This is a genomic window from Bacillus sp. MMSF_3353, assembly GCF_030733445.1.
Classification (GTDB): Bacteria; Bacillota; Bacilli; order Bacillales; family Bacillaceae_G; genus Bacillus_A; species Bacillus_A wiedmannii.
Window position 1 is genome coordinate 1 of sequence record NZ_JASHJA010000042.1, and the last position, 23,243, is coordinate 23,243.

Genomic DNA, 23,243 nt, shown 5'->3' on the forward strand with positions numbered 1-23,243 from the left:
AGTTAGATTTTCCTAGAGATAAAAAAATTAAATTAAAAATCATGTTAAATTTAGCAAAATCTTTGGACTTCACATATCAACATGAAGAGGCAATAAAATATCTTGATAAGGGCATCAAATTAGCAATTAATCTAAATACTTTATACCTATTAGGTGAACTATTCTACTTAAAAGGTCAGAATTTATTAAAGATTAAACAACATAATGTAGAAGAGGTTGTTTATAACTGGAAAAAAGCGTTATTTATATTTGAACTAACCGAAAAAGAATATTATACAAAAATGATACCAGATGAACTTATTGAGATACAAAATAAAAAACACTCATAATTTCGTAAAAACTACTTACAAATCCCACAGGAAAAATCCCCATAGTTTTTAGACTTAGCACTATATTATTAAAATTAAGATGGTTCAAGTCGGAGGAAGGCACCTTTGGGTGTCTTTTTTATTGTGGACAAAAAATCAAAAATGTATTATATAAATAATAAGATTAAAAAGAAGGTAAGTGAATATCATCATTAATTTTGAACCGTTTAACTCAACTATAAATGACATCGCAATCAAACTCGCTATGGTACTGTTTATACCGTTATTCTTAGGATTGATTGTCAAAGTGATACTTATGAAATTTATGAAAGAATCGATTGCTGGCAGATTAGCATATCTATCTTGTTTATTTTTTATGTACTATGTATTTAAATTTGTTACAGAGTAGAAAGGTACCTTTGGGTGTCTTTTCTCTTGTACATTAAAAAACTCACCATCCAACAGAAATGGCGAGATCCTTGTATATTATTTAATATCTTGTTTTCTCTAATACTTTTATTCTTAGTTAAAAATTTATTTGCGTCAGTATCAGCCCAAAATTCTTTTAGATCTGCTTTTGCTTGTTTCCTATTTTCGCCTGTTGAAAATAGATAACGAATAGAATATATAACTAGTAAAAAGAATGACGTGATTATATCTATCATGACTTATGTACCTCCTAATATATATGTACCTTTAATTAACCAATAATTGCCTTATACATTATATCAGCTAGGGTACATGGAAGTATAATAAATTATTTATATAATCTATTTTATTAATCGATATCGTATTATGTGTAGCTTTTGAATCAAGTTTGATTAAATTAACTTAATAAACCTTGATAAAAGAGCGAATAGAAAAGTTTGATAATTTTTGTGAACCTTACTCAATTAAAGCGCCCGATTGCGGAAAATATGTAACTTCCTTTTATATGTTGCTCCAAAGAAAGTAACTGAATTATTGATTTAAATCCATATATTATTTTCAGCAGTTAGTTTGGAGTTAGTTTCACCAGTGTTGACTACACCTTTAAGCTCTACCAGCATTATATGGCATTCCTTTTCAGCATAAGGCTTATGCTCCACACCTTTTGGTATCACATACATTTCTCCTTTGGAAAGTTTGACCTGTCCATCGCGGAATGCGATGGACAGCTCGCCGTCTATCACGATGAATACCTCATCGGTGTCTTTATGCTCATGCCATACAAAATCCCCCATAATCTTAACTAACTTAAACTGATAGTCATTCATTTCACCAATGACTTTGGGCGACCAGTGTTCACTGAATTTGGACAGTTTCTCGCTTAGATTAATAGCATTATAATTGATATAAATCCCCCCAGAACTATTCTTATCCTTATTTTACAACTTCGATAGATTAATTACTATTTTGATTAAGATCTTAAAGGTTTCTGCTGATCTTCCACAAAATGGTCCGATTGCTGAATAAGAAAAAATTCTGCACATCAACAAAGGATTTTGATCAAACTTTTTCACATATTATCAATCTTTATTTTAAACGATCAGACTTTTTTATAAATTATCAAACTTTGTTTTAAAGCCACATTATGATGGTTCATATCAAAAAAGACATCTAATAATTCCTTAACGTACGAAATTCGCGTTATGTTGGCGGGACCCCATATGATGGAGATTATAAACACCTAAATTTTATGGGAATTAAAGTTTTTAGGGGGGGCTGAAAGATGTGGCAAAATGAACAAGGATATTTCAATAGTTATCCTGATTATCAACGTAATTGTTCCAATCCAGCTTGTTTAAATCCCTATTGTCAGTGTGGAGAAAATTGTAGGTGTGACCATAAAAATCAATGTCATGGGGGAGGCAATCTTGTTTATACTCAACAGAAAGTTAATTTAAGTAATTCTATGCGTTCAGTTTGGGAACAACATGTGTATTGGACTAGGATGACAATCATTAGCATAGCTTTTGGTTTACCAGATATAGACGTTGTTACTGCTCGTCTACTTCGCAATGCTGTAGATATGGGGGATTTACTAACACCTTATTATGGAAATGAAATAGCAACAATGTACAACAACTTAATAAGGGATCACCTAGTAATTGCTGCGGAACTTGTCAAAGCTGCAAAAACTGGTAATCAAGAGGTTGCAACGGCTACTGAGAGAAAGTGGTATATAAATGGAGCAGAAGTTTCCCAATTTCTAAATAGAATAAATCCTTTTATTTCAAGAGAGGAATTCCAAAAAATGTTTTTCGAACATCTAGCACTCACTAAAACGGAAGCAGTACTTATGCTCCAAGGTGATTTTAAATCTAGTATTACTGTATTTGATAAAATTGAAGCAGAAGCTTTACAAATGGCGGACACAATAACGATTGCAATTGTAAAGCAATTCCCGCAAATGTTTTACAGATATATTTAAAAGGGAGACAGGATCCCCAAGATATTGCCTGAAATACCAAGAGAGAGGGGGAAATGTAATTGAGACATGAAATGAATCATATGAACACTGTAGGTATATCGTGGATCTTTGCTATTGTTATCTTATTTATTTGTGTGCTTCTCATTTGTCATATTACTTTTATACTCTGGAAGCAACGAAATCGTCTGTTCAAAGTGAATGAACAATCTAGTATAATTGTTCATCCACTTCCGATGTCCTTAGGAATGATTTCTACAATGACAGTTTGTGTAGTTATTGGATTCATTATGAGTCACAACCTAAGTATGGCCTATATTTTAGGACTCCTGATTGGTGTTTTTATCGGTGGTATTATTAGTTTTCCATTTCAAGATATGATTATCATATTAAATGGCATTGTAGCAGGAGCTATGGGGGGATTAATGGGTATAATGATTAGTATTATGATACCTCAAACCGGATTATATATCATCATAATATTATTAATGATATTGTTTACAGTCACTTGGGTTATCATGAATCGACGAATCTGTAGTCATCCTGTAAAGTAGCAACTGTTCTCTTATTTTCAAGTATCGTCACAGCTATTATTTTCTTATTAATCGCTGCATGGACTATGAAAAGCTCTAACAGATATAACCAAAATTATACAAAAAGAGGTCATAGTTACAATTGAAGAAATAAGTGGATTTAATAAGGAAAGTAACACATTTAAATATCCTTTTGGCTTGGGAGGATTGTTTTTTATTACTACAGATGGTGTAAAAATTATTTGGAATGAGGTCTCACTTTCATGTTATATCGAAAGAGACGATACTACTTCATTTTTAGAAAAAATGCTAGACCATTACAGTAAATTGTAGAAAAAATGATTGGTACAAAAGAACGGGCAGATGCAGAATTTTTTGTTTCAGAGGGAGAGTATAATACTTTACTTAAAGAAGTTGGTTTGGCACGAAATCTGTTTACAAAAGAAGAATTTGAACGATTTATTGATTTAGAAACAGAAGCATACACTTTGGGTAAAAAAGTAAAGTTAGTAGGAAGTCCTGAAAAGTTAGATTCAGAAGAACAAAAAAAATATCAGAAAAACAGTGAAGAAATTGGACCATTTAGACAGAAAATTACTTCGGAATTTAGATTAACTAAAAAGGAAGCACAGAAATATGTTGATTTTCCAATTAATGCTCCAAATTATGTGGTAAAAGGGTTTAAATTAACTGGAGAAGGTGTTACAACACCGAAGACTACTGGAAAAATGAATCCCGATTTTATTTATGAATATCAAAATCAAAGTAAAGATAATGTATATATTGTGCACCAATCTGCAGTTACTGATGAGGGAATAGAATTCTCAAATAAAAGAGTGGATTATAATGAAAAGGTAAAAAATTATGAATTAGAAGGTACAAAAATAACCTTAGTTGAAAGTCTTGATACAGAGGAAACCTATAAAGTAATGCAAATGATTGTTCCTGCAAAAGGAAAGAATAGCGCTTATCAAGTCATAATTCTTGCAGGTGATTTAAGTAAAGAAGAAACAGAGAAAATTATGCTGTCTTTTCTAAAATAAAAATAGAGTCTCAGAATTCAGTTTAAATGGACTAAACTAAGAAGAGGGTATTATGTTCAATATACGAGCATATATCCTCTTTTCTTATGCATATTAGATTAGTAATACAGATATTGAAAATCATGATAATGATACACGTAGTTATATATAACTGAAGAAACTCCTTTATAAAAAAGTACACACCTTCTTGTCCTAAAACAATGATAGGAATAGAAGTATCTACTTTCTTATCTAAAAAGTATCCATTTTGATGTCTTTGTTGTACAAAGACGTAAATCTCTAAACTAAAATTCCCAAAATAAATGTTGATAAATCGACATTATAAAAAATAAAATTTAGACTTTCATGTCTTATCAAAAGGACATGAAAGTCTAAACTTTTTAACTGTGAGACAAGAAAGTTGATACTTTTTAAACAGTGATACTAAAATAGATATTTTTGGTCTTTTAACATTATTTTTTCAATTGCATTAGATGGTGATAAAACATATATGAAATTTCAAGGGTATTTCTGCATTTTATCTTTATATTAGTATGATATTATCTTTATATAATTATGTTACATTTAACAATGACGGAAATAGTGAAAAAGTTCTAATTGGTTAATATATAAAATGAACTATTTTTTCATAATACTAAAATTAATCGTGGGGAAGATAAAATATGCAAAGAACAATTTTAATAGTAGAAGATGAAGATATTTTACGTGAAATTATGAAGGATTACTTATTAAACGAGGGGTATAACGTCTTAGAGGCGACCGATGGGAAAGAAGCATTATCTATATTTGAAGAGCATGAAGTACATTTGATTATTCTAGATATTATGTTACCAGAATTAGATGGTTGGTCGGTCTGTCGACGAATTCGGAAGAAATCTAATGTACCGATTATTATGCTAACGGCTCGGGTGGATGAGGATGATACCTTACTAGGATTTGAACTGGGAGCGGATGATTATGTTACAAAACCATATAGTCCTCCTATTTTATTAGCAAGAGCAAAAAGATTAATTGAAAGTAGATATTCTACTACTAATAATGCAGCTAATGTATCTACTGAAGACACATTAACGAGTAGTGGTATCCATGTACATTTCCCTTCCCGTAAAGTAACCGTAGATGGGGAAAACATAAGTATGACACATACAGAATTTGAAATATTAACGTATTTAATGCAAAATCAAGGGATTGTGATTACGAGAGAACAACTAATCACTAAAATTTGGGGTTATGAATTCGTTGGGGATGATCGTACTGTGAATAGTCATATCCGTAATCTGCGTCAGAAATTAGGACAAAAAGCAGCTTGTATTGTAACTGTGGTTAGAACTGGCTATAAATTTGAGGGACAGGTATGAAAAAAGGAATTGTACTAAAGTTATTTATATTAACAACGGCATTATGCACACTTATTTTGGTAACTATTTTTATTGGACAAACCATATTTTTTAAGCAATACTACGCAAATCGAAAAGTTAATGATATTAAAACAAATATTCAATCCTTTGAAAAAGCATATGTAAAAGCTGGAGATGACGCGAAAGCAATTCAAGAATTGGAACAAAATTTCTATCAAGAGAATGCGACATGGATTACAACGCTAGACAGTGCAGGCAATATAAAATATGCAAATGATTTTTCTTTAGACATTCAATTAGATCCCTCTCGAAACAAGCTTTTTTCTAATAAGGTAATTAGTATTCCATTGTATAGTTTAGTCAATTTAGAAGATATAGAAAGGTTACAAGCTGGCTTAGAGAAAGGAAATCATATTATTATCGATGGAGTGCGGGAAGGTGATGCAGTAATCCCTGCGATGTTAACAATAAAAGAGCAGAATGTAGGGCTAGAGAACAAGCAACTGTCAGAAAGGTTGTATGGGCCAAAAGCCGCATCTTCAAAAGAAAGTTCACAGTTATATTTAGCAGGAATCATTAAGAACGTGCAGTTACCGGAGGGGACTGTAGGAACTAACTCTATTTATGGAAATCGTGTGCTTATAAATAGAATAAAACAATTTCAGACTGATTTAATATTAAATCAAAAACCAAATAATATTACTTCTACAGAAATAATGGATTATGAAGAAAATGATATTAAATATAAATTATTAGTCAAACCAACAAAAGATGCAAAGGGTAAGACAAATTACATATTTGCTATGACATCATTGCAGCCAGTTGATGAAGCTGTACAAATGATAAAGGATTATTATATATATTTAATTATCTTTGTATTGATTTTAATCGTTTTGATATCGTTCTATTACTCAAAAAAAATCGCCAAACCACTATTACAAATAAATGATACTACAAGAAAAATCGCTGGTTTAGATTTCTCTGAGACGATACCTATTACTACAAAGGATGAAATAGGTGATTTATCACAAAATATTAATAAACTTTCTAAAGCGTTGCATTCGTATATTAATCAATTGCAGCAAGATATAGAGAAAGAAAAGCAATTAGAAAATACCCGTAAAGAATTTATCGCAGGTGTTTCACATGAGTTAAAAACACCTTTAAGTATTATGAAAAGTTGTATTTCCATTTTGGAGGATGGTGTTGCTAGTAATAAAAAGGATTATTACTTTAAAGCAATGTCAAAAGAAGTAGATAAAATGGATATGCTCATTATTGATATGCTGGAGTTAGCAAAATTTGAGTCTGGTACGTATAAAATGGAAATGGGTGTTTTCCATATCGATGAGATGATTGATTATATATGTGAGCAATTAGTTTCGGATATAAAAGCTAAGCAATTACATGTGCATAAACAACTTTCTAAAATTGAGGTAGTTGCAAATCCACATCGAATAGAACAAGTTATAACTAATTTTATTACAAATGCGATTCGTTACACACCAGAACAGGAAAATATTATTATTTCTACAATAGAAGAGAATGAACGTGTAAAAGTATGTATAGAAAATAAAGGGGCTCATATCGTGCCAGAACACTTAGAAAAAATATGGGACCGTTTTTATCGAGGAGATACGTCTCGACAACGTTCTAAAGGTGGCACAGGATTGGGGCTTGCTATTTCAAAGAATATATTAGAGCTGCATGACGTAGAATATGGTGTTTTGAATACAGAAGATGGAGTATTATTTTTCTTCTACTTAAATAAAAACGTGTAGAATTTTTGTTCTACACGTTTTTTCATTTTTAAACAAAATCGACATTATCTGCATCTTATCTTTATGAGCATTCATTAATATCTTCATTAGAAACTGAATAAAAAGTTGATAAGGAGATTGTTAAAATGAAGAAGAGAGCAATATTGCTATTATTTATTATACTAATCATGGGTACAGGATTTGGTTTAATACATGCTAAAGGACAAAAAAATGTATCAAAAGAAGATTTACGCTTAAAAGGAAAAACAATTGTAATTGATCCGGGGCATGGTGGAGGAGATAGAGGAACGAAAGGAAAAAGCCTTGGAACGATTGAAAAAGATCTTAATTTAAAGGTAGCGCAAAATATAAAAAAAGAATTAGAGGAAAGAACCGATGCAAAAGTGATACTAACACGCGAAAAAGATACAAGCTTACTTCCAGAAACGAAGCAAAAGGAAGAACTACAAACACGTGTCAAAGTAGCTAAAGACCATTCAGCGGATCTTTATATCAGCATTCATCATGATGCTTTTGAGGATACAAATGTAAAAGGAATAACAACTCATTACGGAGCTAATAAAAGAAAAGATAAAAAGTTAGCTAAGATTGTACAAGAAGCTATTTTTGATCAAAATATAGATACTCGGGATAGAGGAATTCGTAAAAGTGATTTTCTTGTCTTACGAGAAAATTCTTCACCAGCTATCTTAATTGAATTAGGATTTACGTCTAATGAAAGTGATGAAAAAAGAATGAATTCAGAAGAATTCCAAGCAAAATCGAAAAAGGGTATTGTGGATGGTATTATTACTTATTTTACTATCTAGTAAAATGGACAAATTGAAAGATACTATTCTTCCTAAATCTTAATTAGGAAGAATAGTATTTTTTATTTTGGTATATTTAAGACTGTTTTTCGACATAAATCTATTTTTTAAATTTAGGAATTAACTTACATGTATTAGAGTGACAGATATATTTCTAAAGAGTGAATACAACATAGCATTCTTTAACTGATTTCGACATTATCTGCACTTTATCTTTATCTGTTTCTATTAATCTATGTATTGTAAACACCGACTGATACGAATGATTCAGTCGAGTAAAATCTCAGTTTTATAAATAACGAATATAAAAATCAATATGGAAAGGATCAAAAAATAATGAAAAAAACACAGAATAAGAAAAAAACAAGTGTACTAGTTAAAGGAATACTATCTCTAGGAGTTGTTTTAGCAACGACCTTTATCATGTTCTTTTTAATTGGAAAATGGAACTCTGCCCCGGCAAAGGGAGTAGCTAATGAAAGTATGAAACAAGCAAATACGCAACAACAAGAAAAGAAAAATGAAACATCCCCGGCAAAACAAAAAAGACCTGATGGAAAACCGGTAGGAAAAGTTGTTTATTTAACATTTGATGACGGTCCTAGCGAATTAACGGGGAAATTTTTAGATGTACTAAAGGAGCAAAATGTTGCTTCGACATTTTTTATGCAAGGTAGCAATTTACAAAATACAAGTTTTCAGGAAAATATAAAACGAGCAGTAAAAGAAGGACATTATATTGGTGCACATAGTATGACACATAATAGTGATAAGTTATACAAAAAAGGACAATTTGTACCAGAGATGAAAGAAACATTAGCTCTTATCCATGATATTACAGGTACAACTCCTAAGTTAGTTCGTCCACCATATGGATCTGCACCAGGATTAAAGAGTGAAGAAAGCCGTAATCAAATAGTAGAAGCAGGAATAAAAGTTTGGGATTGGACGATTGATTCTCATGATTGGGAATTAAAAGGTAATCCAAATCAAATTATAGAAAATGTAAAAAAACAGACAACAGAAGATGTAGAAGTTGTTTTAATGCATGAAAAACCACAAACATTGCAAGCTCTTCCTGAAATTATTAAATTTTATAAAGAGCAAGGGTATGAATTTGGTGTATATAATGATGCAGATCATTTTCGTCTAAACTTCCAGAAAGATCAACGTCTATAACATACGCATAGGGATTTTTAGATAGTAGCTTTTCTTAGTAAAAAAGCTGCTATCTTGTATTAGACTAAATAATAGCTAATCTTTCTCTATTGGTAAGCATAGGGACTTACAAAATAGATAGAATGTTGACTTAACAATAAATGATCGGTTATATGATGTATTTAATTATAAAAAGATAGGTAAGAATGAAAAAATTTTTAGTAGCTGGATTTTCTATTATCGCTATATTTATTATTGGGTTTTTCTCTTATATCACATTAACCACTAAGGATCCGTTAAGTGAAAAAGAATTTCCACAAACTCAAAAAGAGGCAAAAGAAACTGTGATTGAATATTTTCAAAAGGAAAAGCAATTAGATGTTGTTATTACTGAAGTGGGGATAGTCGGAGAAATAGGCTATAAAGTTTGGGTAGAAGGAAGTGTGCTTAATAATGAACAAAAGAAGTTTCATGTAATTGTAGATGTTGCAAAAGAAAATAATTATAAGGTAATTAGTTCTAATATTGATTAATATTTACTACTCATAAGTAACCTATCCACTTAATGAAAAATACTTTATTCTGCTTGTAGAAATATATAGAAAGTTTAACTGTATTCATAAAATTATCGACATCTTAGTAAGAATAATTTTTTCTGAAATATAAAAGCTACACATGGTACTACATTTTATTGAACAATTTCTTGTTCTTTATAAGTCGATAAATAATCTAAAAGCTAATTTCCTTAGCGTACAGGAAATTAGCTTTTTTATCGAGAATTGCCTGACGAAGGAAGAACATGTTTTTATTATCAAATGAATTCTTTTAATGGGTATAATTTTTATATAGAGATAAAAAAGGAAGTGAACAGTTGCTCGTTGCAATAGGTCACTTCCTTTTTTTCTTGACTCGCATTTACTATTTTGAAATTGCTTATTAGCAAACCACTGCACTCATTATAAACAGAATTGTCTTATACATAATTTTAAAAATGCAAGTGTCTAGCTATTCTTCTTATGCATTTAGTTAATAATTAATTTTTAAACTGCTGATTCTTTAAATTATATCTATATAATCTGCATCTTATCTTTACGTCTAACGATTAATCTATATTTTGTAAACGACAGATGTTCATAAATAATTCAAAAAACATTGTTATATAAACATCGGTTAAAAAATAATTTCGTGAGAGGAAGATAAAAATGTTTAAAAAAGTATGTGTTTGTTTACTTACGGGGACTATTGCTTTGTCAGCTGCAGCCTGTGTAGATGGAGGGGGTACAAAGAAATCAACTGAATCTAGTCAAGGTACTTTACATGAAAAAGAATCGAAAGACAGTAAGTATAAATCTACTTTTAAAGATAGTTTATTCTTTGGTGACTCTATGATAGAAGCTATATCTCATTATGAAATTTTAGATGAAAAAAATGTTTTAGGATCAGCAGGTGGAGCTACAATGTTTGCTCTAGATGAAGTCGAAAATGTAGTAAAAAGAAAACCCGAACATATTTTCATGAATTTTGGAAGTAATGATCTATTGCTTCCTATGGATCTTGAAGGTAAACCTATCGAGAATCCAATTAAGTTTTCAACAGATAATTATTCTAAATTAATACAAAAAATAAGAGAGAAACTTCCAAACGTAAAAATACACCTTTTATCTGTTACACCAGTTACAGATGAGGGAGTACAGAAAGAACCGAGATATAAAAATATTAATGAATATAACGTGAAACTTAAGGAGTTAGCAAAAGCTGAGAATGTAGAGTACATTGATTTATCTTCGATCTTTGAAAATAATAAAAATTTACATGATCAAGATGGTGTTCATTTTAAAGTTGATTATTACAAGCTATTACTTGAACAATTAAAAGGTTCTGTTAAGTAATACCTATCTTAAAGAATTACAGTCCTTATGTTAGGAAAGTAATTCTTTAAGAAAAACAATTGTAGGAAGTGAAAGAACAATGGTGTTTAGTAGTTTAATTTTTCTTTTCATGTTTTTACCATTAGCACTGATTATTTATTATGTATCACCTAAAATTCTTCGGAATTTCATATTGTTTATCGTCAGTCTCATTTTTTATGCATGGGGTGAACCGGTGTATATAGTCATTATGATATTCTCTACCATATTTGACTATTTCAATGGCGTGCTTATAGATAAATATAGAGACCGAAAGGGTATTACAAAAGCGATATTTATTAACTCCATAATAGTAAATTTAGGAATACTTGCTTTCTTCAAATATTATGGTTTCGTGGTTGATAATATCAATACAATTTTTAACTTAAATATTCAGGTTGAGACCCTGCCACTTCCAGTAGGAATTTCTTTTTATACTTTCCAAACGATGTCTTATGTAATTGATGTTTATCTAGGGAAAGTACAGGCACAAAAAAACATTATTTCTTTTGGTACTTATGTTACGATGTTCCCTCAACTTGTTGCAGGCCCTATTGTAAAATACAGTGATATTGACAAACAATTACAAGAAAGAAAAGTAACATTAGATCGTTTTGGTGAAGGAATGGAATTATTTATTAGAGGACTTGCATTAAAAGTACTTTTAGCTAATAATATAGGACTTCTTTGGACGAGTGTAAAAGCAACTTCTATATCAGAACTTACAATCCTTACGGCATGGATAGGAATTATTGCTTTCGCCTTTCAAATTTATTTTGATTTTAGAGGATATTCAGCTATGGCTCAAGGGTTAGGTAAAATGTTTGGGTTTGATTTCCCAGAGAACTTTAACTATCCCTATATATCAAAAAGTGTAACCGAATTTTGGCGTAGGTGGCACATATCATTAGGCTCATGGTTTAGAGAGTATGTATATATTCCTCTCGGCGGAAATCGGACTGGATTACTCAAACAACTTAGAAATTTGCTTATAGTTTGGTTCTTAACAGGATTGTGGCATGGAGCGAACTGGAATTTTATTGTTTGGGGATTGTATTTTGGATTATTTGTAACACTGGAAAAGCTATTTCTTTTAAAATGGCTTAAAAATAGAATGAGTTTTATCGGACATGTGTATACACTTATCATTGTTTTAATTGGATGGGTATTTTTTGAATTTGAAAACTTATCAGTAGCAATAGATTTCATAGGAACAATGTTTGGTTTTAATCAATCCGTTTTCTTGGATAATAAAACACTATATTATGTAACAACTAATTTTATGTTATTTATTGTCCTAACAATTTGTTCAACACCATTCCCAAAAAGAGCGTTTGGATATATTAGAGAAAAGTTGGAGCTACCAGGTGCTATTGGTATTCCAGTTTTTTATGTGATACTAGCAGTTCTTTCAACTGCGTATTTAGTAAATGACACTTATAATCCATTCTTATATTTTAGGTTTTAATGGTAGTTTGTAGAGCAAAAATATCGTATTTAGTTTGAAAGAGGTGAGTTACTTGAATCGGTATGAAAAAGTATACAAACAAACAATGGCAGGATTATTGACACTCTTTATAGGGGGAATGTTCAGTCTAAATGTACTAACTCCTAATAAAACATTTTCAGATGAAGAGAATAGAAAGCTAGAACAGTTTCCAGCGTTCTCTTTCCAAGATCTTATAGAAAAAAAGTTCACTTCTAACTACGAAAAATATATATCTGATCAGTTTGCATTCAGGGACTTTTGGATAAACGTGAAATCTGATATGGACCACAAACTAGGAAAGAAAGAGAATAATGGTGTGTATATCGGTAAAGATGGTTTTTTACTTCAAAAGTTTAGTAAGCCTGAAGAACAAGATGTAAAAAGCAAAATAGAAGCAATAAATGATTTTCATATTGCAAATCCTAATGTGAAAATGCAGGTCATGTTAGTACCTACAGCAATGAGTATTTTAGAAAATAAACTCCCAAATTATGCCTCTCATAGTGATGAGCTTACGTATATTAATAAAGTGAAAAAATCATTAGATAAGGATGTAAACTTTATTGATGTATATCCTGTATTGAGTTCTAAAAAGGATGAATATATATATTATAAAACCGATCATCATTGGACCACTAAAGGTGCATATTATGCTTATCAAGAACTGGGTAAAAACATGGGTTTTACTCCCAATGAAAATGGTTCATTCAACATTAAACAAATTACAAATAGCTTTTATGGATCCCTATATTCAAAAGCAGGCTTTAGAAATATAGATTCCGATAGTATTGAGTTATATAAACCAAAGAAAGCTAACAAATATAAAGTAGAGTATATTGATGAAAATAAAACTACAACTTCTCTTTATGAAATGGAGAATATCAAGAAAAAAGATAAATATACTGTATTTTTCAATGGAAATCATCCATTAATAAAAATAAAAACAGATAATACGAACGGAAAAAAATTATTAGTTGTCAAAGATTCTTATGCAAATTCTTTACTGCCTTTTTTACTAGCGCATTTTAGTGAAATTCACATAGTCGACCTTAGATACTATACAGATAGCCTAAACATGTTGGTACAGAAAAATAAAATTAATGATATGTTAGTGCTTTATAATGGAAATACCTTCTTTGAAGATGCGTCTATTAATAATCTATCTGAATAAATGGATTTATTATATTCGGATAATGCCCTTTCTATAAAGTGCATTATCCCCATCTTTAATTAGTTTATGTTTATGGCTGTATTCATTAAACATAAAGCGTTAGAATCCTTGTTCAAATTAAATATTTAAAAACTAAGTAAAAGGAGAATTTAAACTAATGATAAATTTGTTGAAACTTTTTAATATAAAATTCGTTATTACTATTATAGTTTGTACGATTACATTAGGATCTTTAAGTGGCTGTTTCGGAAAAAAAGATAACGTTAATAGCCTTTCAGCTACAGAAATAGGAGAGAACATTAAACATGTTACTAATCTAGCAGAAATGAAGGAAGGGGATAGTAAAAAGCTTCAAAAACTATATAACATAAATACTGATGAAGTCGAAAGCTTTGTGTTATATACTGCCCCTACAAATATCAAAGCTGATGAAATTGCTGTAATGAAAGTAAAAGATATGAAAAATGTAGAAAACATTAAAGAGAAAATTTCAAATAGAATTGAAAAAAAATCAAAAAGCTTTAAAGATTATCTTCCAGACGAATATTTCTTAATAGAAAAACGTGTCTTAAAAACAAAAGATAATTATATCCTTTTAGCGATATCAAAAGATGCTGATAAAGTTGAGAAAACATTTGATGAAAATTTTAAGTAGTCAGTCTCTAAATCAATAACTAGGCTAAAAGCTGATCCTTTCATGCGGTAAGGAAATCAGCTTTTTTTTAAAACAGGAAAATTGAATTTTTATTTTCTGTAAAATGTAATATCGTGAGTTTTTTGTTATTTAGTTGGCAGGCCCCCATCACCATAAAGCTAAGTATACGGGGGAAAATCGATGAACAACAATACAATTAATAATTCAGTTGAAGAAGTTGATAAACAAAGAGGAAGACCAAGTAAACGTTTTACAAATTGGAAGCTTATTGCAGCGACACCTAAAGGGACAAAATGGCTTGTATCTAATTTCTTCCCTCTAGATAAAAAGCGATTTTCAATACCTCTCATAGCCATTAATTCTAAGGAGCGGGGGTGAAGTGTGAGTGCTCTAGAATTTCTTATCCGATTTAATCTTCTCACTAAAACCACAACTTTTACACCTTGAATAGCTAATTCACATGCTGTCATAAGTCCAACCGGACCACCGCCAACTACCGCTACATCATAATAAATTTCCATGTCATGCCTTCATTTTTTTACGTAATTAAGAGCTAAGACAAGATTTTGCACAATGGATTTGTAAACGATATCTATTGTACAGATATAATTATACCCCACTTTAGTTTCCCCAGTAACTAAAGTGGGGGTAATTTGAGATATTCCCTATATCAAACATTCGATACGAAGGTTAATTGGATTCAATATTAGAAAGATAATAAGGTAATCTATTTTTAATTATTTAATGGAAGGGGTACGAGATTGAGATGGTTAATTCATATAATGAAAAGACACATACATTGATTAAACAATTATTTAACAAGTTTTCACCAAAAGCTCCTGGCTGTGCATATATTGCTAGTTTTGATAGCGGGGTAACTTATAAAGGTGCGGTTGGCTTAGCTTCTATAGAGGAAAATTTACCTATAACCACAAAGAACATTTTTAACATTGCCTCAGTTTCTAAACAATTCACAGCATTTTCTATATTACTCTTAGAACAAGAGAGAAGATTGAGTTTAGATGATTCGCTTGTGAGGTTTATCCCTTTTATAGGAACATATGCTGAACATGTAACATTAAGACATCTAATTCATCATACTGGTGGACTAGTTGATTATATGGAATTGGCTGAAACAGCAACTATTAAATTTACTGATACATTAACTGTGGAAGAATCGCTAAACCACCTTAATGGTCATCAAATGGCAAGGTTCGCAGCTGGTACAAAATTTGAGTATAGCAATACAGGATATTTTTTATTATCACAAGTGGTAGAGAAGGTAAGCGGCAAGTCTCTACGTCAGTTTACAAAGGATCGTATTTTTGATCCTTTATATATGAAAGACACAACAATTGTGGATTGCTACCCAACTACTATATCAATTGCTAGAGGGTATTCAAAGAATGAACAAGGAGCATATATGGTCTATGAAAGTCCTTGGGAACATACAGGGGATGGGGCAGTTCATGCAACAGTTGAAGACCTGATAAAGTGGGGAGAAAATTTAACTACAGGTACCGTTGGTGGAAAAGAACTTGTTAAAAGAATGAGCGAAATAGGTCCGAAAATTTCCCCAACTGGGCAGACGATTATTGACAATGAAGATTATGCTTTTGGACTAAGGCTTGCTGAAGGTTTTAACTGTCGGTACTTGGAACATTCAGGAAGTTGGGCGGGTTATCGTTCACACTTCATGCGGTTTCCACAAGAATATTTGTCTGTTGTAGTCCTAAGTAACTATGATGGATTTGATTCTAAAAAATATGCTAATGAAATAGCAGAAATTGTTTTAGAAAAGTAAAAAATAGAGGGTAGAAGTCAGTATTTAAATTTGCTTTACCCCACGTTGTTTTAGGTGTAATCAATTTTGAGAACGGAAGGCAAGCATAAATTTATGCTTGCCTTTTTAGGATTGAAATAAATATAAATATTAGCATTCATACAGTAAAAAATTAATTAGAAATTCTTTGAATATAGATTAATTAATAGGATGGAATTTTATAATTTTTAAAAAATAATTATAAAATTAATGTTACATTTTAAAACTAAATATTCTAATTATCAAACTTAATTTTATTGAAAATTGAAATATTAAGCAATATTCCTATTGCTATTAACTTGACCATTAAAGAACTTCCACCAAAACTTATAAACGGAAATGGAGTACCCGTAAGAGGAAATAGTCCTGTAATACCACCTAAATTTACAACGGATTGCATACCAATCATACACCCTATACCAATTGCTATAAAACTGCCGAATGGATCTACACATAATTGTGCGATTTTTAAAGAGCGAAGTACTATAGTCAAAACACCAGCCAATAGAATAAATACACCAATAAATCCTAGTTCTTCAGAAACTATTGCCATTATAAAATCAGTATGTGGTTCTGGAAGATAACCTGTTTTTTGTATGCTATTTCCAAATCCACGACCAATAATTCCTCCAGAGCCAATGGCAATAAAAGAATTTACAAGCTGGTATCCATTTCCTTGTGCATCAACAAAGGGATTGAAAATCGTAGTAATACGTGTCTTTTGAACTTCTGACAAACTATATTGAATTAAAAAATATGAAATAGGTAATCCAAAAATAGAACCGATGGTAGTTCTTTTGATTAGTAGATTTATATTTATTCCTGAGCAAAAAAATATGCTAAAACCTATACCTATTATTAAAAGTGCTGATCCTAAATTTGGTTGTTTAAAGATAAGAAAAAAAATTGTAGCTAAAAACAAGAAAAGTTTTCCGCTACCACTCCAGCTATTTTTAGCTTGTTCTTGTCGTAATGCAAAAAAACGGGCTGTTACGAGTATTATTCCTAATTTAAGAAATTCAGCTGGCTGTATTCCAAAGATCCATGATTGAGCATTATTTACCACTTTTCCTTTCCATAAAACCATAATTAATAAAAAAATCCCCCCAACCATAATACAAATAGAGACTATTCGTTTTTTCCATATTTCATATGGGAGTATGGCACAAACTATTAACCCTATTGTTCCTAAAATTAGCTTTGTTAATTGAGAATCAATAAAGTGTCTACTGTTATAACCGTAATGCTGGACAGCGACAATGGAACTCGCACTATACATCATGATAATACCTAAGGTACATGTTATGAGTAGAGGGAGGAGCAATAGATAATCGAGTTTTAATATTTTTTTCATTTTAATATCCTCCTAATTTAAAACAAAACATAATATTACATTTGCTAATCCATTAAACCTTTTTCTCGTCAATTACTTAACAGGATTTATGTTTAGGCAGATTCTATCGCTTACACCCTGTTTTCTTACGCAAAAATCCCCCTAGTATATAACTAGGGGGATTCAAAATGGCATGACTAAATAAGGCTTTTTCCCCCTAGTAGAGCTTTGGCACTATACAACGTAAAGTAATGAAAATTCATCACTTAGCTATCTTAAGAAGAGCCTTAATCCGACAATTCCTGTTCTACCCATTGGCGTCTTTCGACATTTTTGGGCAATAGCCTGTGTTCGCATAGGAGCCTCACCTAACAGGTTAAGCAATATAAATTTTATGTATTTGTTTCGTGTAGCAAGCATAAATATATATTTTTCTCTTGTCAAGTAACCGTATTGCTAATTTTATATGTTTTATCGCTATATACTCCTTTGAGAAATGATTTGAGAAAATGTATGTAATCATTATATTTTCGACTTGTAGTGTATCGTTTGATTAAGTAGTTTAATCATATAAATTTGATAAATAGTAAAGAAGATTTTTTAAAAAATCTTCTCTTGAGGTAAAGAATAACTAATCATTCATCTTCTGCTATAAAGTTAAAGATTGATTATAAACAATAAGTTTCATATACGAAATTCCATATGTTTTATAACGTTTCTTCGAATGAATTCTATGTTTTTTAGTGCAATTTTAAATTTGTGATAGAATATATTTTCATTTTCTATAAAAAAGTTTTTAAGAATAGAATTGAAAGTGAGTTGACAAATATTAAATTCTGGTTTAAATTTTGAAGTAATTCAATAATCTTTGTTAGGTGAGGCTCCTGTATAGAGAAACGCTGCTGCCCAAAAATGTCGAGAGACGCCAATGGGTCAACAGGAACGGTCGGATTAAGGCCCTTCTTAATGTAGCTGGTTATAAAAACCTATGCTATACAGTGCTAAAACTCAACGAGGGAGTGGTATACGATTTGATAGCAAGGCACCTCTGTGATTTTGGCAGAGCTGTCTTAATAATCATTTATTTGTATTGTAAAAAACCTTTACTCCTCTTTGAGTAAAGGTTTTTCTGTTTAATGTTATTTATTTTATCTTGTCTATATTCAAAAAGGAGGTAATTCTAACTAATGAATTGATTGCAATGTAACTATTTTTGCTTTAATAAAAAATTTAGGACAGATAAAATAAAACAAAACCACTCATGAAACTCTAGAGTCTCCCTTAGCAATATGAGGAGGAGTTAACATGAAAAAATTATTAAATGAATTAATTGTAACCCAAAATAATTTGGATGCAGAGAAAGTTTTACGTCATCCGTCGTATGATATCGCGCAAGAAGTAAAACAGTTTTCAATTGAAGATCAAGTCATATTGCTAAATATGATTCCTGTATTAAAAAGCTCTAAAATTCTTCAATATATGAGTGTAGAAGAAAAATATAATATCCTAATTCGCTTATCTGAAAACAAAGCTAAAAAGTTACTAAATTTACAACCGATTGATGAATTAGTAGATTTACTGCTAGCGGTTCATCCGGAAAAACAAGCTAAATTAATGGCGTATCTAGATAAAATCACAAAACATAACGTAAAAAAATTGATGACTTTCAAACCTGAAACGGCAGGAAGTCTTGTAACAAGTGATTTTGTTGCAGTTAGGGAAAATTGGTCAGTAAAAATGACATTGAAGTACATTAGGGAACATTCTAGAAATGTAGAATCAATATCTTATAGTTATGTTCTTGATAATCACGGTTATCTTAAGGGAATCGTTTCCATACATGAGTTATTACTAGCAACAGATGAAGAGATATTATCTACTATCATGATTCAAGAGGTAATTTCTGTACACGCTGAAATTGACCAGCAAGAAGTTGTAAAAAAGCTACTGAATTATAATTTAGCAGCAATACCTGTGACAACAGCAAATAATAAAATGATTGGTATTATAACATTTGATGACGTAATGAATGTTATGGAAGCAGAAGCTACAGAAGATATTCAAAAGTTAGGCGGAAGTGAACCATTGAATCAATCTTACTTTGAAGCTAGCATTTGGAGCATTTTCTTAAAACGACTACCATGGTTATTACTTCTTTTTGTTGCTGAGGCATATACAGGTACAGTATTAAAGTATTTTGAAGACGAAATTGAAACTGTAGTTGCCCTTGCTTTCTTTGTTCCATTATTAGTAGGTACTGGAGGGAATACAGGAACACAGGTTGTAGCAACAATTACTCGTGCAATTGGTATTGGAGAGGTGAAATTTAAAGACATTTTCCGTGTAATGAAAAAGGAATTTGCAATTGGTATGCTTCTTGGACTTGCACTTGCGGTAGCTGGACTCACTCGTGCTTATATGTTAGGTGTTGGAACAGAAGTTGCACAAGTTGTAGCAATCACTTTATTATTTATTGTTATTTGGGCCTCTCTTGTTGCAGCTGTTTTACCTTTGATTCTAAGAAAATTAAGATTAGATCCTGCAGTTGTTTCAGGCCCATTTATTACCACATTTGTTGACGGAACAGGATTAGTAATTTATTTCATGGTTGCAAAAACGTTATTAAATTTGTAAGTATACACTCAAATAAATACGCAATGTAAATTAAGTATTTGCATTGCTTGCTAAGACTTAGTGGGGAACTCGGGAATGAGGAAAATAAACACTTTTGTCTTTATTAAAAAAAATTTTTAATGGATTCATTGAATGTAATTAATACCGGAGGATAAAACTATGAAACATCTAAGAAAAATCTTCAAACGAATTTTGCTTCTATTTTCTATTTTCATGCTTATTGGCATAGGAATATTATTTGGTACTAGCTATGGCCGAGAGCTTCGTATAACAATCGCTGGGAGTATACTAACTTCTCAGCATCCACAATATGCGAAATATACATTCCTATCCCTAAAGGAACTAGATAAACTGCAAGATAGAATTAATCATCCAAAATGGTCAAACAGTGATGAGCATATTTATAAAAAAATAGCAGGAAAAAGATTAGAAGAATTAAAAAATCAGCCATTAGAAATTGATGTAGAAACAATTAAAAGTAATAAAGATAGTCGTTTTCTTTTCGAAGGAAGGTTAGTTACCATTAGCAATCCCTTCAATGTTAAACTTGTTAGCCATCAAGGAACACAGGGCGCTAACAGGGGAGAAAAAATTAGTGTAATGGCAAAACGTAATCATGCACTTGTTGCTGTGAATGCAAGTGGATTTGCTGATGAAACAGGAAGGGGTGGAGGAAATGTTGCAACTGGAATAATAATAGAAAATGGGAAAGCTATTGATACGAATATGGATAGTAATACCCCTACAATTATTACGGGTTTAACAAAGTTTGGACAAATGATAACAGGAAATTATTCTACCCGACAACTTTTGGATAAACAAGTCGTTTCAGCAGCAGGATTTATGCCACAGTTAATTGTAAATGGTGAAAAAATGATTACAGAAGGAGACGGTGGTTGGGGTTCTGCTCCGCGAAGTATTATGGCCCAAAAGGAAGATGGTACAATTATGTTTCTAGTGATAGATGGTAGACAAACACATAGCATAGGAGCCACGTTAAAAGAGTGTCAAGATATTCTATATGAAAAAGGAGCAATAAATGCAATGGCAATGGATGGAGGATCCTCTGCTACTCTATATTTAGGAGGCAGGGTTATAAATTCACCTTCTACATTATCACATGAAGATCGTTATTTACCGAATGCTTGGGTGGTAACAGCAAATCCGAAACAGAAAATAAATATGACGATAGATGGAGAAAAAGTAAATTCCGAAACATTCGATAAATTTGATACAAATATTATATCTCATTAAATAGTAAAAAGAAGCAAATGTAAATATGAAATGTTTTTATAAACCAATTAATGTAGAATTTATATTATGTATTTTTTATATAATAAAACTACATTTCAAGCGAAATATATATAATATTTAAACCTTTTGGTTTTTGGGTAGGGAAAAGAATAAGAGTTCAGCAATACAAAATTGCTAAACCCTTATTCTTTATTCTTTCCTATTCTGCCTAAACTATCTTTAATAGTTGTTTCCCCAAGTTGTGTATATAGCAAAGCTGTATCTTGACTGGTATGCCCAAGTTGCTGCATCACTTGTAATGAATCCTTTTCTTCCATATATAATTTGTTTGCCAATGTATGTCTTAATTTATGAGGAGACATTTTTTTGCCAAAGGCTTTAGTATATTTTTCTACTATATCTTGGATAGCCCTAACAGAAAGAGGCTGTGCAGTATGTTTATACTTCGATAAGAATACATTTTGTAATTCTTTCCCTGGAGCATATTTGTTAGCTCTAATCTCCATATATTTTTCAAGATCATTTAATGCAATTGGGGTAATCCAAACGGAATCTTCTTTGTTTCCTTTTCGGATTACATCAATTAGTCTTTCCTTTAAGTTTATATCTTCCATGCGGAGATCGGCCAATTCACTTACACGAATACCACTACCAAGAAAGAGGGAGAGGATAGCTACATCACGCTCCTTATCTCTTAGGAAATAGAATAACTGATGTTTTGTTAAAGATTTTTCATGTTCGTACTTAACATAATTCAGAAATTCTTGATCATCATCATTATGGAATATTTTAGATCTCATACGTTTTGCACGAGCATTTAATGTTTCTTTATCTTTATGTATTTCAATTTTAGCCATTACATTTCTATAAAAATAGCATTCTCCATCTTCATTCTCTGATAGGGAGGTGAGGTACTTAAATAAAGACTTTAAGGCCGAAATTTTTCTGTTAACAGAGGAATTCTGCATGTTTTGTTGTAGTTTTAGAAACCTCATAAAGTTCTCAACATCTTTTTTCTTTAAATTCACCAAATCAGAGAAGGATATGTCTTTAATGGGCTTAAATTCAATAATTTGTTCAGATAATAGCCAATTAAAGAAGACTCTAAAATCATATACATAATTTAGTAGGGTGGAGGGAGAGGCATCATGCAATTCTTTGTACTCCACAAATTCTTCTATGTAAAAGGGCATTTCATTTAAATTCTCGTATAATTTCTTACGATGTACGGATTTTTGACGTTGTTTACTGTAATCCATAAAAATCACCTCATATATACTATAACAGAAAAGAAACTCGAACACAAGTTCGCATTAAATTCAATTTTTACACAAACTTATTTACATAATTAAATTATGGGATGCTAATGACGCTTAATAGTGAATGGAATAATTTATTTACTCAAGTAATAATTATAGATAATTAAGCGAGAAATTTGTATTTGACCATAAAAATTAGCTCAAAAACTACATATAAATGTATATAAAATAAAACAAATTTGATATATAAATTCATACATGAATATAGTTTAAAAGTCTTTATAAAAATATAAAATGGTTTATATAGTCATAATTATGA

Annotated in this window: 19 protein-coding genes, 3 pseudogenes and 2 riboswitches; of the genes and pseudogenes, 17 read left to right on the top strand and 5 right to left on the bottom strand. The window is 30.9% G+C overall.

From position 1 onward, the window contains the following. Positions 1-329: pseudogene (locus RBB48_RS29365) on the top strand (hypothetical protein); the annotation flags it as partial. 178 nt (positions 330-507) lie between these two features. Beyond that, complete coding sequence (locus RBB48_RS29370; protein ID WP_306008649.1) at positions 508-717, top strand: hypothetical protein; 210 nt, start codon at positions 508-510, stop codon at positions 715-717. On the opposite strand, the gene RBB48_RS29375 is transcribed toward RBB48_RS29370, so the two are convergent. Then, positions 707-973 (bottom strand): hypothetical protein, encoded by a 267-nt coding sequence (locus RBB48_RS29375; protein ID WP_306008667.1) that lies wholly within the window; start codon positions 971-973, stop codon positions 707-709. The genes RBB48_RS29370 and RBB48_RS29375 overlap by 11 nt on opposite strands. 303 nt (positions 974-1,276) lie before the next feature. Next, entirely contained in the window at positions 1,277-1,642 is a 366-nt protein-coding gene (locus tag RBB48_RS29380; RefSeq protein ID WP_306008666.1) for a cupin domain-containing protein, read from the bottom strand. Positions 1,643-2,019: 377 nt separating this feature from the next. On the opposite strand from RBB48_RS29380, the gene RBB48_RS29385 reads away from it, so the two are divergent. From RBB48_RS29385 to RBB48_RS29440, 12 genes and pseudogenes are all read left to right on the top strand, one after another. Further along, positions 2,020-2,721 (top strand): acetylglutamate kinase, encoded by a 702-nt coding sequence (locus RBB48_RS29385; protein ID WP_306008650.1) that lies wholly within the window; start codon positions 2,020-2,022, stop codon positions 2,719-2,721. 59 nt (positions 2,722-2,780) lie between these two features. Then, a complete protein-coding gene (locus RBB48_RS29390) occupies positions 2,781-3,272 on the top strand; it encodes a hypothetical protein (protein ID WP_306008651.1) in 492 nt (163 codons plus the stop codon). A gap of 305 nt (positions 3,273-3,577) precedes the next feature. Then, positions 3,578-4,294 (top strand): annotated as a pseudogene (locus RBB48_RS29395) (DUF4367 domain-containing protein); the annotation flags it as partial. Positions 4,295-4,956: 662 nt separating this feature from the next. Then, positions 4,957-5,652 (top strand): response regulator transcription factor, encoded by a 696-nt coding sequence (locus tag RBB48_RS29400; RefSeq protein WP_306008652.1) that lies wholly within the window; start codon positions 4,957-4,959, stop codon positions 5,650-5,652. After that, positions 5,649-7,433 (top strand): sensor histidine kinase, encoded by a 1,785-nt coding sequence (locus RBB48_RS29405; protein ID WP_306008653.1) that lies wholly within the window; start codon positions 5,649-5,651, stop codon positions 7,431-7,433. The genes RBB48_RS29400 and RBB48_RS29405 overlap by 4 nt, the downstream gene beginning before the upstream one ends. A 125-nt stretch (positions 7,434-7,558) precedes the next feature. Further along, the gene (locus RBB48_RS29410) at positions 7,559-8,242 is read left to right on the top strand and encodes an N-acetylmuramoyl-L-alanine amidase family protein (protein WP_306008654.1); all 684 of its coding nucleotides are present in this window, start codon (positions 7,559-7,561) and stop codon (positions 8,240-8,242) included. A 336-nt stretch (positions 8,243-8,578) separates the two neighbouring features. Continuing rightward, entirely contained in the window at positions 8,579-9,421 is an 843-nt protein-coding gene (locus RBB48_RS29415) for a polysaccharide deacetylase family protein (RefSeq protein ID WP_306008655.1), read from the top strand. A 185-nt stretch (positions 9,422-9,606) separates the two neighbouring features. Continuing rightward, on the top strand, positions 9,607-9,933 hold the full coding sequence (locus RBB48_RS29420) for a hypothetical protein (protein ID WP_306008656.1): 327 nt from the start codon (positions 9,607-9,609) through the stop codon (positions 9,931-9,933). Positions 9,934-10,602: 669 nt separating this feature from the next. Beyond that, positions 10,603-11,289: a GDSL-type esterase/lipase family protein gene (locus tag RBB48_RS29425; protein WP_306008657.1), complete on the top strand. Its 687-nt coding sequence runs from the start codon at positions 10,603-10,605 to the stop codon at positions 11,287-11,289. A 79-nt stretch (positions 11,290-11,368) separates the two neighbouring features. After that, positions 11,369-12,775 (top strand): MBOAT family O-acyltransferase, encoded by a 1,407-nt coding sequence (locus RBB48_RS29430; RefSeq protein WP_306008658.1) that lies wholly within the window; start codon positions 11,369-11,371, stop codon positions 12,773-12,775. A gap of 52 nt (positions 12,776-12,827) precedes the next feature. Next, positions 12,828-13,967 (top strand): DHHW family protein, encoded by a 1,140-nt coding sequence (locus tag RBB48_RS29435; RefSeq protein ID WP_306008659.1) that lies wholly within the window; start codon positions 12,828-12,830, stop codon positions 13,965-13,967. 157 nt (positions 13,968-14,124) lie between these two features. Further along, complete coding sequence (locus RBB48_RS29440) at positions 14,125-14,622, top strand: DUF4358 domain-containing protein (RefSeq protein ID WP_306008660.1); 498 nt, start codon at positions 14,125-14,127, stop codon at positions 14,620-14,622. Positions 14,623-14,903: 281 nt separating this feature from the next. On the opposite strand, the pseudogene RBB48_RS29445 reads toward RBB48_RS29440, so the two are convergent. Beyond that, positions 14,904-15,143 (bottom strand): annotated as a pseudogene (locus RBB48_RS29445) (FAD-dependent oxidoreductase); the annotation flags it as partial. Positions 15,144-15,388: 245 nt separating this feature from the next. Between RBB48_RS29445 and RBB48_RS29450 the strand changes: the two are divergent. Beyond that, complete coding sequence (locus tag RBB48_RS29450; RefSeq protein ID WP_306008661.1) at positions 15,389-16,426, top strand: serine hydrolase domain-containing protein; 1,038 nt, start codon at positions 15,389-15,391, stop codon at positions 16,424-16,426. 253 nt (positions 16,427-16,679) lie between these two features. Here the strand turns inward: RBB48_RS29450 and RBB48_RS29455 are convergent, their stop codons facing one another. Then, positions 16,680-17,798, bottom strand: a complete 1,119-nt coding sequence (locus RBB48_RS29455; RefSeq protein WP_306008662.1) for an FtsW/RodA/SpoVE family cell cycle protein — start codon at positions 17,796-17,798, stop codon at positions 16,680-16,682. Positions 17,799-17,983: 185 nt separating this feature from the next. Continuing rightward, a riboswitch (M-box (ykoK) riboswitch) is annotated at positions 17,984-18,160 on the bottom strand. A 477-nt stretch (positions 18,161-18,637) separates the two neighbouring features. Then, a riboswitch (M-box (ykoK) riboswitch) is annotated at positions 18,638-18,805 on the top strand. A 277-nt stretch (positions 18,806-19,082) separates the two neighbouring features. Between RBB48_RS29455 and mgtE the strand changes: the two genes are divergently transcribed. Beyond that, complete coding sequence (mgtE, locus tag RBB48_RS29460) at positions 19,083-20,411, top strand: magnesium transporter (RefSeq protein WP_306008663.1); 1,329 nt, start codon at positions 19,083-19,085, stop codon at positions 20,409-20,411. Between the two features lie 159 nt (positions 20,412-20,570). Then, a complete protein-coding gene (locus RBB48_RS29465) occupies positions 20,571-21,665 on the top strand; it encodes a phosphodiester glycosidase family protein (protein ID WP_306008664.1) in 1,095 nt (364 codons plus the stop codon). 182 nt (positions 21,666-21,847) lie between these two features. Here the strand turns inward: RBB48_RS29465 and xerS are convergent, their stop codons facing one another. Next, positions 21,848-22,924, bottom strand: coding sequence for a tyrosine recombinase XerS (gene xerS, locus RBB48_RS29470; RefSeq protein ID WP_306008665.1), 1,077 nt, complete (start codon positions 22,922-22,924; stop codon positions 21,848-21,850). Positions 22,925-23,243: the final 319 nt, after the last annotated feature.

Coding starts and splice junctions, on each gene's coding strand:
- RBB48_RS29410 (WP_306008654.1), top strand. CDS start 7,559: ATGAAGAAGAGAGCAATATTGCTATTATTTATTATACTAATCATGGGT.
- RBB48_RS29455 (WP_306008662.1), bottom strand. CDS start 17,798: ATGAAAAAAATATTAAAACTCGATTATCTATTGCTCCTCCCTCTACTC.
- RBB48_RS29400 (WP_306008652.1), top strand. CDS start 4,957: ATGCAAAGAACAATTTTAATAGTAGAAGATGAAGATATTTTACGTGAA.
- mgtE (WP_306008663.1), top strand. CDS start 19,083: ATGAAAAAATTATTAAATGAATTAATTGTAACCCAAAATAATTTGGAT.
- RBB48_RS29385 (WP_306008650.1), top strand. CDS start 2,020: ATGTGGCAAAATGAACAAGGATATTTCAATAGTTATCCTGATTATCAA.
- xerS (WP_306008665.1), bottom strand. CDS start 22,924: ATGGATTACAGTAAACAACGTCAAAAATCCGTACATCGTAAGAAATTA.
- RBB48_RS29420 (WP_306008656.1), top strand. CDS start 9,607: ATGAAAAAATTTTTAGTAGCTGGATTTTCTATTATCGCTATATTTATT.
- RBB48_RS29375 (WP_306008667.1), bottom strand. CDS start 973: ATGATAGATATAATCACGTCATTCTTTTTACTAGTTATATATTCTATT.
- RBB48_RS29450 (WP_306008661.1), top strand. CDS start 15,389: ATGGTTAATTCATATAATGAAAAGACACATACATTGATTAAACAATTA.
- RBB48_RS29415 (WP_306008655.1), top strand. CDS start 8,579: ATGAAAAAAACACAGAATAAGAAAAAAACAAGTGTACTAGTTAAAGGA.
- RBB48_RS29440 (WP_306008660.1), top strand. CDS start 14,125: ATGATAAATTTGTTGAAACTTTTTAATATAAAATTCGTTATTACTATT.
- RBB48_RS29405 (WP_306008653.1), top strand. CDS start 5,649: ATGAAAAAAGGAATTGTACTAAAGTTATTTATATTAACAACGGCATTA.
- RBB48_RS29465 (WP_306008664.1), top strand. CDS start 20,571: ATGAAACATCTAAGAAAAATCTTCAAACGAATTTTGCTTCTATTTTCT.
- RBB48_RS29430 (WP_306008658.1), top strand. CDS start 11,369: ATGGTGTTTAGTAGTTTAATTTTTCTTTTCATGTTTTTACCATTAGCA.
- RBB48_RS29425 (WP_306008657.1), top strand. CDS start 10,603: ATGTTTAAAAAAGTATGTGTTTGTTTACTTACGGGGACTATTGCTTTG.